The following is a 14,289-nucleotide window of genomic DNA, read 5'->3' on the forward strand; positions in this document are numbered from 1 at the left end:
AGCGCGGGACTAAAGAGCCAGCGACACCCCGGAGACCGACCGCCAAACACGGGCTTAAGAGTCCGCCATCCGTAGGCTTGCACATGCAAAGTTTCCGGATCGGGAGTCTGTTCGGCATCCCGATCAAGCTCGACCTGACCTTCCTGCTGGTGCTCCCGCTCTTCGCGTGGCTCATCGGCGCGCAGGTCGGCCAGTGGGTCGGAATCTTGAACGACACCTGGAGCGCGGCGATCCCGGTCGACGCATTGGCCGACCCCGAGACGACCGTCGTCCTCGGTATCGTCGCCGCGGTGGGCCTGTTCGTCGGCGTCGTCCTCCACGAACTGGGCCACTCGCTGGTCGCCATGCGATTCGGGTTCCCCATCGCCTCGATCACGCTGTGGCTGTTCGGCGGCGTCGCCCAGCTCACCGAGATGCCCGAAGACTGGAAGCAGGAACTCGCCATCGCCGTCGCCGGCCCCATCGTAAGCGTCGGCCTCGGCGTCGGCTCCTATCTGGCCTTCCTCGGGACGCCAGCCAGCCTGCCGGCCGTCAAGTTCCTGCTGGGGTATCTGGCGCTGATGAACCTCGCGCTGGCCGCGTTCAACATGCTCCCGGGCTTCCCGATGGACGGCGGCCGCGTCCTCCGGGCGCTGCTGGCCTCCCGGGTCCCCTACGCGAAAGCCACCCAGTGGGCCGCCGAGGTCGGCAAGTTCTTCGCCATCCTGCTCGGACTCTTCGGCCTGTTCGGCGGCGGCGGCCTCTTCCTGGTCGCCATCGCCTTCTTCATCTACATCGGAGCATCCAGCGAGGCCCAGCAGACGGTCATGCGCGCCGCCTTCGAGGGCGTCACCGTCGGCGACATCATGACCCCGGTCGAGCAGGTCCAGACCGTCGCACCCGACACCAGCGTCGCCGCGCTCTTAGAGCGGATGTTCCGCGAACGCCACACCGGCTATCCGGTCATGGAAAACGGCGAGTCGCGTCGCGACTCGGATAGAGCGAGCGGGGAGCCGAGCGACCCGCGAGACGGCGAAGTCGTCGGCCTCGTCGCGCTCGACGACGCGCTCGAAGTCAAGGAGGTCGAACGCGACGCCTTCCGCGTCGACGAGATCATGACCACCGATCTGAAGACGGTCGGTCCGGACACCGACGTGATGGACGCGCTGACGACGCTCCAGCAAAACAGCGTGGGCCGCCTGCTCGTCATGGACGAAACCGGCGAGTTCCGCGGCCTCATCACCCGCTCGGACATCATGACCGCGCTCACCATCATCAAACAGAGCGGGGCCTACCGCGGCCGCCCCGACGACGAGGACCTCGACGCCGAGTCCCCGGCCAGCCAGCCCGACGGCCGGTTCTAGTCGAGCGGCTCCTCGCTCGCGCCCGTCTCGTCGATCAGCCACTCGATGGCCGCCTCGACCTCTTCGGGGTCGTCACCGGTCACCTTCAGCCGATTGTGCCCCGCCGACCGGTCGGGGTAACACCCAACCGAGACGTCGAACTCCTTGCCGGCCTCGGTCAGCACGTCGACGAGGTTCCCCTCCGGGCGCTCGGTGTAGAGGAACTCCGAGACGGCGTCGCCCTCGAACTCCTCCTCGACGGCCTCGAACATCGTCTTCATCTCGTCGGGAATCCCCGGCAGCACGTAGACGTTCTCGACGACGCACCCCGGCGAGAGCCCGCCGCGATTGAGTAGCGGGCGACTCCCCGCCGGAATGGTCGCCTCAGTCTCGGCGTCGATGTCCAGGTCCGGATAGCTCTCCGCGATGGCCGCCAGCGTCTCCTCGACCTCGGCGAACGCGAGGTCGTCGACGGCCAACTCGCGGTCGAACGCGTCCGCAACCGCGGCCATCGTAACGTCGTCGGGCGTGCCCCCGAGTCCGCCGGTGACGACGACCGCGTCGTAGGCCTCGCTGTAGGTCCGGACGTTCTCGGCGATGTCCTCGCGATCGTCCGGGACCACGAGAACCCGCTGGACCGAGACCCCGCGTTCCGAGAGGCGGTCGGCCAGCCAGGTGGCGTTCGTGTTCACCGTATCGCCGGCCAGCAGTTCGTCACCGACCGTCAGGAGTGCGACCTGCATCTGTCGAGTCCACGGGCGGCACGTAATTAGGGATTGTCCTACGAGAACGTCCCGCGACGGACCCCACCGCCAACCACGACAGGACACGGCAACCCTCCGCTGTGCGGTCCGAATCGGACGCCGGCAGGGACACAAGCAAGCAGTCGGGCTTTCGGGATCAGGCCAAAATCGGCCCTCCGGTGGCACTCGACACAGAGCGAGACAACGTTTTCGAGGAAGTGAGCATCCGTCTTCCTGAATCCGTCCGCCTCGGCAAATAGTCGGACCGGCACGATGTGGTGGACGTCCGGATTGCGGCCGACCTCGGCCTTCGCTTTCCCACAAATTTGGCACTCGTAGTCGTCCCGTTCGAGTGCCCGCCTGCGCGTCTCGGCCCAGCCTTTGCCGTACGCACCGTTTCCGCCACCTTCCCAGTTTGGATGCCCCTCGCCCGTGAACGCCTCGGAGAGCCACTCGCTCCGGCAGTCGTCGCTACAGAGTGTTACCTCCCCAGTGACATTGCTTGGATAGCGTGAGATAGCTTCACCGCAGATTGCGCAATCGAGTTCGGTTTTCCCACCGTTCCAGCAGGGGTGGTTTTCACCCTCAAGAACTGGTGGGTCCCGCCATTGTCCGTTTTCGACGCAGTCCGGGCAATAGAGCCCTGCTTTTTCCGACGGATAGTACTCGAATTCGACATCGCAGATGTCACATTCTGTCGCTGTCTTCCCTCCCCGATAGTTCGGATTCTGTTTGCCTGCGCAGGAAGTTGCGGCTTCACGGCACTCCTCGGAACAGTATGTATTCTGATGGTCGCTGTAGAATTCTCGCTCACATTTTTTGCACTCGCCATTGGAAAGCTGTGCGGCATGAATGGAGTTTCGGTGGGTCCGGAGTACCTCTCGGGTATCGAACACCCATCCACAGGTGGGACACTCGTGTTCCGCCATCTATGATTAACCCACGATTCGTAGTGGCATTAATTCGGTCCACGCAGAGCGAAAGTAAAACTAGACCGATCAGGTATACCTAAAGAATGTGAAAGTGTAAGTCCAGGTGCGAGAATTGAACCCGCGTCTCAGCCTCCACAAGGCTGAAGGATAGTCCACTACCCCAACCCGGACACGCTTGCGTTGTTACATTGCAACCTAATTCGCCTGGACCTGAAATACGTTACGACTCCGTACACCGGCGCGACACTATCTCACACACCAGTTTCGAGACGTTTTTCCCCCGAGAGCGCGTATGAGGTGGCAAGCGTGGCCATCACGGACAAGATTTACGTCAAGAACCACCGGCAGATCGCCTCCCAGCTGGAGACGTCGATCCCGAAGGGGGCCTTCTCCGGTGCGACGCTCGACCTGCTCTTCCAGGGCGAGAACCTCGCGAAACTCGACGAGACCACCCAGGACCGGGTGCTGGACTTCGCCGAGGACTTCATGGACTGTGACTGTCAGGCCAATCCCCACTGTGGCCATCCCGAGGAGAAGTTCATCTCCTACCTGCTGGAACTCCGCGAGCAGGGTCTGGGGCCGGACGCCATCGTCGACGTGATGGGCGACGACTACATGCTCTACGCCTATCCCGGCGACATCCTTTCGTTTCTGGACAATTCGGTCCGCACGTTAGAAGCAGTCGAGTCGCTGGCCGAGGTGGAGGGCAACGAGGAGATGGCGCGGCGAGCCGGCGAGACGAAGGGGAATCTGGTCAGATAGACCCGTCGTCGAAGCCGCTGCCGATCCGATAGGGGGAGTCGTCTTCCTCCTCGCCTTCGTCTAAGTCTTCGAGCTGGATGACCTCCTCGCCACCCTCGTGTTCGTCGAGTTCCTGGCGGAGTTTGGTCACGTAGCGTTTGTGTTCTTCGAGCTGTTCGCGCAGGTGTTCGGCTTCGAGTTCCAGCCGCTCGTGTTCGCGGACGAAGCTCTTCGGGACTTCGACTTTCGGCGGGAAACTCGTCTCGTCGCTCGACCGCTCGTTGACCTCGTGTTCGGGGACGACCTCGACCTGGCCGTCGTGGGCAACGAGCAGATCCACGTAATCGCGGAAGACCGCAGACAGCGAGAGGTCCCGCTGTTCTGCGATTTCGCGGAGCGTCTCGAACTTCTCCTGGCTCACGCGAAAGGAGATCGTCTTGTTTTTGTTGCCCATCGTAGTGACACATTGGTCACTACACCTACTTAACGGTTTGTCAGACACTCTCACGTCGGGCGATTAGGGTGCGGGGACCCGGCCCGAGAGCGAGGCCAGTCAGGCGTCGGCGGCGACGTCCGCGTCGTCGGTCGTCTCCAGACTCTCCAGCGCCTCGACGACCGCCCGTCGGTAGTTCTCGACCGGCAGGTCGTACTCCTCGCGGGCCATCTGGACGTACTCGTTGGCGACGGCGGCGTCGCCGTCCGCCGACGGTACGGCCGGTTCGTCGTCCCCCTCGTCTGCGGCGTCGAACCGCTGGAGGCGCTCGATGGTCCGCTCGGCGGTCTCGACGACCCAGCGGTCCCGCGTGGCCTCGTCGACCGTCGTGATGGATTCCGGTCGCACGGAGACGTTCACTTCGCCGTCGTCGGTCTCGTAGGTCCGCGGTTTGCCGACGACCGCGACATACGCCGGCGGTTCGAGTTCCCGCAGCATCGAGGCGGCGTCGGGCTGGTACTGCCCGGCGTACATGAAGAACGTGTCACCGTTCGGGTCGACGACCCGTCCCTGCCAGTACTCGCTGTCCTCGCCCACGTCCTCGGTCTCGGTGAGGGTGCCGACGACGAAGATCCGGTTGGCTCGCTCGCCCGTCGGGAGCAGGAGGTAGACGGGCGCGCGCTCGTCGTCGGATTCCTTGAACGTGTAACCAGCGTCGTTGAACTCGCGTGCGAACACGCGCCGGGCGACCTCTCGGGTTGGAACTGCTGCCATTTAGATCGACCTCGCTTTGATCAGGGTTGCTTCGGCATCTACCGCGCCGTCCAGTTCCTCGACTTCGTCGGCCAGCACGTACCGCCTGAACGTGGGTCCGCTCACGCGGTAGTACTTCCCGAGGGTCTCCTTGCGCATCTGGTCGGCCACGACGGTCGTGTCCAGCGCGTCCATGGCCATCTCCTTGGCCTCCTCCAGGGTGATCCCGGTGAACTCCTCGGTGGCCTCCTTGTCGAAGATGACCTCGTGAACGTCGTTGCCGTCGTCGAGCACGCCCTTGATGCGGAGGTCGAACTCGCCTTCCGCTTCGCCGTGTTCCGAACAGCGGCCGTTCTGCAACACGCGCGTACAGTCCTCCTCGGGACAGCGCTTGATGAGGCCGCTGCCGCTCTGGATGTCGACCAGCGCGCCCTCGACGGTCGCGTCGTCGTCGCCGACCTCGATGTCGTCCTCGGACTCCTCTATCACTGTGGTCCGGTTCAGCTTCACGGAGAATCGGCCCTGGTACTCGTCGGTCACGACGTTGCGCAGGTCGTAGACCTGGCCCTCTTCGAGGTCCTGGAGGTCCGATTTCGACCACTTCGTGAACTTGATGGTTCCGGTGGGGTCGCCCAGCAGGCCGACCTGTGCGACGGCGTCGCTGTCGGCGTCCCACAGTTCGATGACCTTGGCCGTGAGGTCGATCCACTCTTCGGGCGCGTCGACCTCGCTGATCTGCTTGCGTTCGTTGCCGTCACCGCCGCCGCCCGAGATGTCCTCGCGCTCCATGCCCGCCTCGTCCAGGTACGTGCTGGTGACGCTCCGGCGCGCCTCGTCGGCGGGCACCTTGTATTCGTTGACCAGCGTGTCCAGTCGCTCCGCGACGTCGTCGACTGAAATCTCCAACTGGTCGGAAAACTGCTCGTGTATCTCTTCCGCTTGGGTACGCAAATCTGTCATTGCTCTCACTGCCTCCGCGTCGTTTTCAATGGGAGGCAAGCCACGGTTGGTCGCCTTCAAATATAAAGGCTCGCCCGGCGGGGCGAAAGTGGAAAACCGCAGGACTCCGCCACGGTTTCGGAACCGTCCCCGTTACGCGTCCGGTCCTTCCCAGGCCGCGAGGGTCGCGGACGTGTCCCCGTCACTTGCCTCGTAGATGACGCGCAACTCGCCGTCGGATTCGACGCCGAGCGTGACCCTGTCGCCAGCGACCACGGCAGGGCCGTCGTCGAGATCCCTGTTCGTCGACCCGGCCCACTGCCCGCCGGCGGTCATGTCGACCCCGGAGACGTCCGCGAAGCCAGTCCCCCGGACGTAGAGTTCTGACTGGCGGACGGTGTCGCCGCCGTCGTGTGTGATGGCGACCGTCCCAGTGCCGTCGCCGGTTGCCTCGTACTCGAAGGAGAAGGCCACCTGTGGCGTTTCGACCGCCCGGCCACCGCCCGAGTCCGACGCCATCGCCTCCTCGACGACATCCACCAGCTCCGCGACCGCCGCCTCGTAGGAGACGACCACGTCCGTCCCGTCCTGGCCGACTTCGACGGCGTCCAGTTCCGAACCGAGGGCTCCGTCACCGGCCTGGTCGCTCGCGAACGCGAACAGCCCGTCGAGCAGGGACGCCAGGTCCTCGGCCGTGTCCTCGTCCTCGGCGGCGAACGTCGTCTCGACGCCGCGGTTGTCCCCGTTTTCGTAGACCGCGCCCGCGACCGTCTCCACGTCGTCGAGAGTCGTCAGGTCGAATTCGTCGTCCGGGCCGGAAGTGTCGGGCAACTGATCGGTCGGGACCGTGCCGACGAACGCGACCGGTCCGGACCGGGCGTCGGCGTAGGCAGTCCTGAGGTTCTCGTCCATCGCGTCCTCGTCGCCGTGTTCGACGTCGATGGCGTCCTTGACGGCATCTTCCGAGCCGATGACGTACTCGCCGTCGGCGACGACGCCGATCCAGTTCCCGTGTTCGTACTCGGGTTCGTAGACCGGTCGGTCCGCGTGGTCGGTCTCCTCGAAGTCGTAGTAGGAGTCTTCGAGCGAGTCGACCACCGCGTCCTCGTCCCAGTCGGCCTCGAACAGCATGCCGTAGAACTCCCGACTGGCGCTCCCGTAACTCGAATCGGAGCGCCACGCGAAAAACGGCGTCACCGTCTCGACGCCGTCCGGGTCGAGCCCGGTTTCGGCCTCGAAGTCCGAGAGCATCCCCTCGAAGTCCTCGGGGCCGCTGTACCAGGATTTCTCGGCCTGGACGCCGAGCATCGCGTCGACGACGCTCCGGGTTCCGTCGTCGTCGATGACCGCGGCCGCGTCGGCGTGTGCCGCCGCGTCGGCCGATTCCGGGACGCCGGTCAGGTCCTCGCCCGTCCCGGGGTTCTCGGAGTTCAGCAGTCCCGCACAACCGGCGAGACTCCCGAGCGTCGCGAGGCCCGACAGGGCAGCGCCGGTCCGCAGTACGTCACGTCTGGAGGGTTCGTGCGAAGCCATACCGAACCTATCGGCTCCAGAATGTTAGTTTTTCGCCACGTATCTCGGGCCGTGGTGACTGAAAAAAGCGGCCTTCAGCGCGCTGTGATCAACGACGCGAGCGGGATCAGTTCTCGTAGGCGTCCTCGATCATGCCGGTGATGTCGTCGACCGTGGTCTCGTAGTTGATGGTGACTTTCTTGCCGTTTTGCTCGACCTCGATTTCGTCGATTTCGTCGGCCAGGTCGCCATCCGGCATCTGATCGCTCCCGAGCGTGATGATCGCCTCGATGGTGTCGCCCATGTCTTCGGCCGCGCCTTCCTCGTCGGCTTTGATCGTCACGTCCACGCCGCGGGTGTCGCCGTCGGTATAGACCGAGCCCGCGACCCAGACCGCCTCGTCGAACCCTTCGAGGTCGACCGAGTTCTCACCGTAGCCGTACTCGTCGTCGAAGCTCTCCTCGGGGATTTCGCTGACGAACCGAAGCGGTGCCGACCCCTTCGTCGAGGTGAAGCCGTTGCGGAGTTCCTCGTCCATCTTGTCGCCGCCGTCGGTCCGAACGTCGATGGTGTCCTCGACGGCGTCCTCGCTGCCGACGACGTACTCGTTGTCGCCCAGGACGCCCATGAACGTCGGGTTGTAGTCGCTCTCGCCCTCGTAGATGGTCTTGCCGTTGTACTCGTCCTCGTCGAGTTCGCTCCCGTCCTCCTCGATGGCGTCGACGATGTCGTCCTCTGACCAGCCGGACTTGAACACGAAGCCCGCGTACTCGCTGTCGGCGCTGCCGTAATCGTTGTAGTCGAAGAACATCGTCCCGAGGTCGACCTCCGTCGGGTCGAGGTCGTACTCGTCCTCGAATTGCGAGAGCGCCTCGTCGAAGTCCTCCGGCCCGTTGTACTCGCCGTAGTAGCTCTGCTCGGCCTGTGCGGCCTGTGCTTCGATCGAGGCGTTGACGATATCCTTGGTCCCGTCGTCTTCGAGGATCGCATCGACGTCGATCGAAACCGCCATCGCGGTGTCCTCCGGGAGCTTCTTCACCTGTCCCGTGCCGGTACCGCCACCGAGTAGCGAGTTCAGTTGCGAACAACCCGACAGACTCGCCGTTACAGCGAGCCCCGAAAGCGCCGCACCGGTCCGTAGCACGTCTCGCCGCGAAGTTCTGTTCCCTTCCATGAATCACCGATATCGCTACAATAATATTATACTTGTCATGCGAAAGTCGAATTCGCCGCGACAGTTTCTCTTCAAAATCGGTCGAAACCGACGGAACGGAACCGAGCGACGGACCTTTGTGGCGGTAGCGCGACGGTGATAGCATGGATCAGGGGCGTCTCCACCGCTTCCTTCGGACGACGGTCCGGTCGGCCAGCCAGCAGGTCGAGGCGGCCAAACGGGCCTACAGCGACGCAAAGCGGAGCGCGCTCGCCGACCTGCCCCAGGACGAGGCGGGGCGGGCGAGGATCGTCTGCCGGCGCTACGCCGAGCGTCGGGCGGTTTCGCTCGACGAGCAGGCCCGCCCGACCTGTTTCGACGCCGACCACCAGGACTGCCGGGGCTGCGTCGAGGACATCCGCGAGGGGACCGTCGAAACCTGGTAGGCTTTTCCCGTCGGCGTTCGTGAGGCCTGCATGGACCGCCCGCTCGTCGCGGTCGTCCTCGCCGGCGGCACCGGAACCCGCCTCTACCCCGCCAGCCGCAGCGACAGACCCAAGCAGTTCCTCGAGTTCGACGACGATCAGTCGCTACTCGCCGCTACCGTCGACCGCGCCGAGTTCGCCGACGAGGTGTACGTCCTCACGCGACCCGCCTTCGCCGACGACGTTCGGAATCACGCCCCCAACGCCGGCGTCCTCACCGAACCCGAACCCAAAGACACCGGGCCAGCGCTGGTCTACGCCGCCCATCGCATCCGCGAACAGGTCGGCGAGTGCGTGCTCTGCTGTCTGCCGAGCGACCATCACGTCAGCGGTGAGTTCGCGTCGACGATGGAAACGGCGGCGACCGCCGCAGTCGAAACGGGGGGGCTCGTCACCGTCGGCGTCGAGCCGACGCGTCCCGCCACCGGGTACGGCTACGTCAGGCCCGGCGAGCACCGCGACGGCTACTACACCGTCGACGAGTTCGTCGAGAAACCCGACGCCGAGACCGCCCGCCGGTACGTCGAGGAGGGCTACTACTGGAACGCTGGGATCTTCGCCTGGACGCCCAACGCCCTGCTGTCGGCCGCTCGCCAGACCGCCCTCGAACCGCTGGTCGAAGCGCTCGACGACGGAAATCCCGAACAGGGGTTCGAGGCCACCGATCCCGTCAGCATCGACTACGCCGTCCTCGAAGGGACCCGCCGCGCGTACCTCGTCCCCGCCACGTTCGAGTGGGACGACCTGGGCTCGTGGGACGCCTTCGAGCGCGTGCTCGACGCCGACGAGGACGGGAACGTCGCCGTCGGCGACGCACTCCTGAAAGACGCCGAGGACTGCATCGTCGCCACCGACGGCCACGTCAGCGCCGTCGGCGTCTCAGACCTCGTGATCGCCAGTTACGGCGACCGCACGCTCGTCCTGCCCAAACGCGAGGCTCAGCGCGTCAGGGAAATCGTCGCCCGGTTGCGCGAGGAAAACCGCTTTTAGCTCCGCAGACTGCCGCCGTCGACCGGCACCGCTGCACCGTTGACGTAACTCGCCGCGTCGCTGGAGAGCCACGCGACCGCCTCGCCGAGTTCCTCGGGGTCACCGACGCGCTCCAGGGGCACCCCCTCGGACCAGTCCTCCCTGCCTTCCTCGTAGTCCGCGAACTCGCCGCGGTCGACCGACTGCTCGATGAGTTCCTCGATGCGACTCGTCTCGTGTGCGCCCGGCAGGACCGCATTGGTGCGCACCTCGGGCGCGAACTCCCGCGCCTGGGTCTTCATGAGGCCGATGACCGCCCGCCGCACCGAGTTCGAGAGAACCAGGCCGTCGATGACCTCCTGGACCGATCGGGAGGTGATGTTGACGATGGTGCCGCCGTCGCCCGCCTTCAGGTGGGGGTAGGCCGCCCGAGTCGCCCGGACGACGCTCATCACGAGCAGGTCGTAGGCGTGCTGCCAGTCCTCGTCGTCGGTGTCGAGGAAGGGGCCGCTCGGCGGGCCGCCCGCGCTCGTCACCACGTGGTCCAGTCCGCCGAACGCCTCGACCGTCTCGTCGACGAATCCTTCGGGGGCATCTTTCTCGGTGACGTCCGCTTGGACCGCGAGTACGTCGCCAGAGCCGATGTCGGCCAACGCCTCCCGGGCGTCGGCGAGGCGCTCCTCGTCACGGCCACAGATGGCCACGTCCGCGTCTTCCTCGGCGAAGGCCTCGGCGCAGGCGAAGCCGAGGCCGCTGCTGGCTGCCGTACACAGTGCCGCATTGCCGTCGAGTCCCAGATCCATGCCCTAATCGAGGCGTGCCGGCCCCTAAAACCTCCACGTTCGAGCGACTTCCTGCCCGGTCACTCCGAACTGGGCTGTCGGCGGACCCGGACCTCGCCGTCGCTGGTGACGCCGACGAACAGTTCCTCCTCGACGTTGCGGCCCGTGACGGCGTTCCCGGCCGCGTCGCTGACGAGTTTCATCAGGTCCGGGGCGGTGTAGCTCACCTTCACGCCCGCCTCGTCGCAGCGGTCGAACACCCGGGCCGGCACGTCGTACAGATCCGTGCCCGGTTCGAGGACGACGCGAACCGGCGCGTGCAGGGCTTCCGAGAACGCGACCGTTTCGCGCGCCTTCTCGACGTTGTCCCGCGCACTGGCCTCGACGCTGGAGACGTTCGCGCGTGACGTCCCCAGTCGGTCGGCGATCTCGGCCTGGGCCAGCCCGCGCTCCCGGAGCGCGAGCACCTCGGCCTGGCGCCTGGTCAGAACGTTCGTCTCCGCGTCGAACCCGGCCCGGTCTAACACGTCGTCGACATCGATGTCATCGGTCATTGCTGTAATGTACGTCTCGCGTCCGCTCTCGTCAGGATTGAATCGCCCGCGCGAAAAAGCCATCGTCCACCCGGCCACCCTCAAACGCGTCGTGTCCACCGCGGTCCGGCAGTCCTGCCGGTAGTTCGACCCGTCTCCGGGCCGATGTCGTCTCAGCTTCCCCAGAAGTTGTCCCGGCTTCCCAGCCGTGGATCCTCTTTCGTCACCGTGTCCGACTCCTCGTCTCCGTCTTCCTCGTCCTCGTCGGTTTCGGCCGCTTCGTCGCCGTCGTCGGCCTCGCTGTCGTCGGCCTCGGCGTCGTCGGCCTCTTCGGCCTCCTCCTCTTCCAACGGAAGTCGCTCGACCTCTTCGGCCTTGGCGTGGTTGGAGTGGACGCGCGTGATCTTCACTCGCGAGCGTGCCTCCGGCAATACGCCGTCGACCATCACGATGAAGCCGTCCTCGGTGCGGCCGACCCCGGCACCGCTCTCGTGGATGTCTTCGACGGTCACGACGACTTCCTGTCCCTGCTGGACAGGTTGTTCTTTCAGGTCGCGGATCGGCTGGTTGTAATGCTGACACCACTCGGCACCGCCCCGGTCACCGTAGTGCTGACAGCCCATGCCCTGGACCCGTTCGGAGAAGCTGGGGCAATCATCCGCGAGTGGACAGTCCGGCATGCACAGTCTTACTCAGAGCGCGAAGTAAACGCTTACGACACCGCTTTCCCCGCGTGCTCCCCGACGAACCGGCCTCACCGACGGAAGCCGCCGAAAACCGCCCACTCGGACCGACGATCGCAAGGTGAGGCAAACGCCCAGTCGTCGATTCAATATAGCGATTACCGGTTTATTCCCGACTCTGTCCCGATCCGTCCGACAGACCCAGATCACCGATAAATTCGCCGAATACGCCGTTTGAGAGGGTTCAGATGAGAGAGGGCGGAGCGACAGGACAACCACGGTACCGCGAGCCACGTGAACGAGAACCACAGCAGACCACGACACCAGCATCACGGCTTCGGCGCGGTCGGTGAGACGACACGGCCAGTCTGCAGAACCAGCGCGTCACGCCGAGCGGACCGAGACGGCACGGAACGCCGAGGACCACTAACACCGTCGCCCCGGCCCGGCATTCGCTCGGTCGCTTGGAACCGGAGACTGCACGTGACGAGCAGCCGGGGATATCCGTGGCAGTTCCAGACGACGGTCACGAACGGGCACAGCTACCGGGACCACTGCGTTGGCGACAGCGGGATGTGCAGTGGCACGAGCTGGCTGGCACGAGCGCACCGATTTCGGCCGGTTCGGACAGCAGCCGATCCACCAGACTAATCGGACGGAACGACCGATCTTCGCGGGCGCTCGCGCGATCGAAAGTCCAAGCCCTGCCTCGACCCACACCGACGCTGCCGGAAAGCGGGGTCTGCCTGGAGAGGGCGATTTGGTTGCCCACCCACGGCGACCGAACGAGGGGCGGATCTCGACGACCCCGTCGAGCCGAGCGACAGCGGAGGACACGCGCTCGGCACGACGATTCCGGACAGACGAGTCGTCGACAGAACTGGCCACAGTCGCAGAGGCAACGAGCCGGCGATATCAGCGGCTGCAGCGCGTTCTTGCGGCCCTCAGTTCAGTTTAGGGGAATTCGTCCTGTCGCAGTCGATAAACCAGATACGGCGATACGAAATAGTCGGTGCGGGGTCGTGGGAGCGACTGGGGAATCGGGTAGTTAGGTCCGGAGACGCACCGCAAGCAACAGTCCGGCGGCGGCGAGGGTCGTGGCGGCGAGCAGTGCCCAGCCGAGTCCGTACCCGTTCGTCTCGACCAGCAGGCCGAACAGCGGCGGGGCGAGGAGACCGCCGACGTTGATCGCGGTCTGGCCGCCGGCCGTCGCCCCGCCGATGTCGTCGGCGGCGACGAGTTCGGAGAGACAGGAGTAGAAGACGCCTGTCGACCCGTGGATGGAGACCCCGAGGCCGGCGAACAGCAGGACGGCGGCCGGGAGTGACCAGGCCCGACTGGCGATAGCGGCGAAGAGCACGGCCGCGAGGGCAGTCTGGCCGAGCGCGACGGTGGCCGCACCGGTCGCGCCGCCGAGACGGTCCGCGAGGTTCCCGGCACCGATCCGGCCGACGCTGCCCGTGACCTGCGTCACCGCGAGGACGACCCCGCCGGCGGTGGCACCCGCACCCACCACGTCGTCCACGTAGAGCACGGTGTAGCCGAGCATCGAGAAGATGGAGGCACCGATGAAGAGGCCGGACGCGACGAGCAGGACGTACGCCCGGTTGGCCCGGAGGCCCGAGAGGTCCGGGAGGGAGAACTCGCCGCTGCCGCGTGACCCGTCGTAGAGGGCGAGGAACCCGACCGCGTAGCCCCCCGCCAGCACCGCGACGACCCAGAAGCCGATCTGCCAGGCGGCGACGGCGGCCACGCCGGTCACGAGGAGCGAGGCCGCGCCGCTGCCCGCAGTGACGCCGACCTGCTTCAGCCCCATCGCGAGGCCCTGACGGCCGGGCGGCGCGCTGGCGACGACGGCGCGGTTCGAGGACGGCATCGCCGTCGAGTACGCCCCGCCGAGGAGCGCGCCGGCGACGAGCAAGGCCCCGAAGGTCGGAGCCAGCGAGACGCCGACGGTCGCGACGGCCAGCGCGACGAGTCCGACGGTCATCAGTCGCTTCTCGCCGAGGCCGTCGACTGCCGCACCGCTCGGGAACAGCAGGAGAGTGTAGCCCAGCAGGGCAGCAGTGAGGAAGACGCCGACGAGCGATTCCGACAGCGAAAAGGCGTCGCGGAGGAACCCGGTCGCGGCGAAGATGGTGTAATAACAGAGGCTCGCGGTCGTCTGCCAGCCAGCGACGGCCGCGACCGATCGCCAACTCCGCGACCCGGTCACCGACTGCGACTCGGTTGCCATCAATTCCCCTCACCGACTGGCGAGGGTAAACGTATCGTGTTCAGCTGACACTGTCAGCTAGTTGATTTTAGAC

Annotated in this window: 15 protein-coding genes and 1 tRNA gene; 4 read left to right on the top strand and 12 right to left on the bottom strand. The window is 65.7% G+C overall.

Features of this window, described 5'->3' with window-relative positions; genetic code table 11:
- Positions 1-83 precede the first annotated feature (83 nt).
- On the top strand, positions 84-1,343 hold the full coding sequence (locus tag E2481_RS12675; RefSeq protein ID WP_136717520.1) for a CBS domain-containing protein: 1,260 nt from the start codon (positions 84-86) through the stop codon (positions 1,341-1,343).
- Here the strand turns inward: E2481_RS12675 and E2481_RS12680 are convergent.
- The 3 genes from E2481_RS12680 to E2481_RS12690 all read right to left on the bottom strand — a co-directional run bounded on the left by E2481_RS12680 (position 1,340) and on the right by E2481_RS12690 (position 3,167).
- Positions 1,340-2,065, bottom strand: coding sequence for a competence/damage-inducible protein A (locus E2481_RS12680; RefSeq protein WP_136717521.1), 726 nt, complete (start codon positions 2,063-2,065; stop codon positions 1,340-1,342). The genes E2481_RS12675 and E2481_RS12680 overlap by 4 nt on opposite strands.
- Before the next feature lie 38 nt (positions 2,066-2,103).
- Positions 2,104-2,994, bottom strand: coding sequence for an HNH endonuclease (locus E2481_RS12685; RefSeq protein ID WP_136717522.1), 891 nt, complete (start codon positions 2,992-2,994; stop codon positions 2,104-2,106).
- Between the two features lie 100 nt (positions 2,995-3,094).
- Positions 3,095-3,167, bottom strand: a tRNA-His gene (locus E2481_RS12690).
- Positions 3,168-3,303: 136 nt separating this feature from the next.
- On the opposite strand from E2481_RS12690, the gene E2481_RS12695 reads away from it, so the two are divergent.
- Entirely contained in the window at positions 3,304-3,759 is a 456-nt protein-coding gene (locus E2481_RS12695) for a DUF5814 domain-containing protein (RefSeq protein ID WP_136717523.1), read from the top strand.
- Here E2481_RS12695 and E2481_RS12700 read toward each other — a convergent pair.
- The 5 genes from E2481_RS12700 to E2481_RS12720 form a co-directional block, all read right to left on the bottom strand.
- Complete coding sequence (locus E2481_RS12700; RefSeq protein ID WP_136717524.1) at positions 3,752-4,192, bottom strand: CopG family transcriptional regulator; 441 nt, start codon at positions 4,190-4,192, stop codon at positions 3,752-3,754. The genes E2481_RS12695 and E2481_RS12700 overlap by 8 nt on opposite strands.
- A gap of 99 nt (positions 4,193-4,291) precedes the next feature.
- Positions 4,292-4,945 (bottom strand): RPA family protein, encoded by a 654-nt coding sequence (locus tag E2481_RS12705; RefSeq protein WP_136717525.1) that lies wholly within the window; start codon positions 4,943-4,945, stop codon positions 4,292-4,294.
- Positions 4,946-5,884, bottom strand: coding sequence for a replication factor A (locus E2481_RS12710; protein WP_136717526.1), 939 nt, complete (start codon positions 5,882-5,884; stop codon positions 4,946-4,948). It lies immediately after the preceding gene.
- A 132-nt stretch (positions 5,885-6,016) separates the two neighbouring features.
- Complete coding sequence (locus E2481_RS12715) at positions 6,017-7,396, bottom strand: twin-arginine translocation signal domain-containing protein (protein WP_136717527.1); 1,380 nt, start codon at positions 7,394-7,396, stop codon at positions 6,017-6,019.
- A gap of 106 nt (positions 7,397-7,502) precedes the next feature.
- Positions 7,503-8,549: a hypothetical protein gene (locus tag E2481_RS12720; protein WP_136717528.1), complete on the bottom strand. Its 1,047-nt coding sequence runs from the start codon at positions 8,547-8,549 to the stop codon at positions 7,503-7,505.
- Between the two features lie 143 nt (positions 8,550-8,692).
- Between E2481_RS12720 and E2481_RS12725 the strand changes: the two genes are divergently transcribed.
- Together E2481_RS12725 and E2481_RS12730 are read left to right on the top strand one after the other, a co-directional pair.
- Entirely contained in the window at positions 8,693-8,974 is a 282-nt protein-coding gene (locus E2481_RS12725) for a DUF7091 family protein (RefSeq protein ID WP_136717529.1), read from the top strand.
- 30 nt (positions 8,975-9,004) lie between these two features.
- Positions 9,005-10,003 (top strand): mannose-1-phosphate guanylyltransferase, encoded by a 999-nt coding sequence (locus tag E2481_RS12730; protein WP_136717530.1) that lies wholly within the window; start codon positions 9,005-9,007, stop codon positions 10,001-10,003.
- Here the strand turns inward: E2481_RS12730 and E2481_RS12735 are convergent.
- The 4 genes from E2481_RS12735 to E2481_RS12750 all read right to left on the bottom strand — a co-directional run bounded on the left by E2481_RS12735 (position 10,000) and on the right by E2481_RS12750 (position 14,216).
- Positions 10,000-10,785, bottom strand: a complete 786-nt coding sequence (locus E2481_RS12735) for an SDR family oxidoreductase (protein ID WP_136717531.1) — start codon at positions 10,783-10,785, stop codon at positions 10,000-10,002. The genes E2481_RS12730 and E2481_RS12735 overlap by 4 nt on opposite strands.
- A gap of 59 nt (positions 10,786-10,844) precedes the next feature.
- Positions 10,845-11,318 (bottom strand): Tfx family DNA-binding protein, encoded by a 474-nt coding sequence (locus E2481_RS12740; RefSeq protein WP_136717532.1) that lies wholly within the window; start codon positions 11,316-11,318, stop codon positions 10,845-10,847.
- 152 nt (positions 11,319-11,470) lie between these two features.
- A complete protein-coding gene (locus E2481_RS12745) occupies positions 11,471-11,977 on the bottom strand; it encodes a TRAM domain-containing protein (RefSeq protein WP_136717533.1) in 507 nt (168 codons plus the stop codon).
- Positions 11,978-13,028: 1,051 nt separating this feature from the next.
- The gene (locus tag E2481_RS12750; RefSeq protein WP_136717534.1) at positions 13,029-14,216 is read right to left on the bottom strand and encodes an MFS transporter; all 1,188 of its coding nucleotides are present in this window, start codon (positions 14,214-14,216) and stop codon (positions 13,029-13,031) included.
- Positions 14,217-14,289 lie beyond the last annotated feature (73 nt).

Origin of the sequence: Halorientalis salina, from assembly GCF_005049285.1 — an archaeon.
Classification (GTDB): domain Archaea; phylum Halobacteriota; class Halobacteria; order Halobacteriales; family Haloarculaceae; genus Halorientalis; species Halorientalis salina.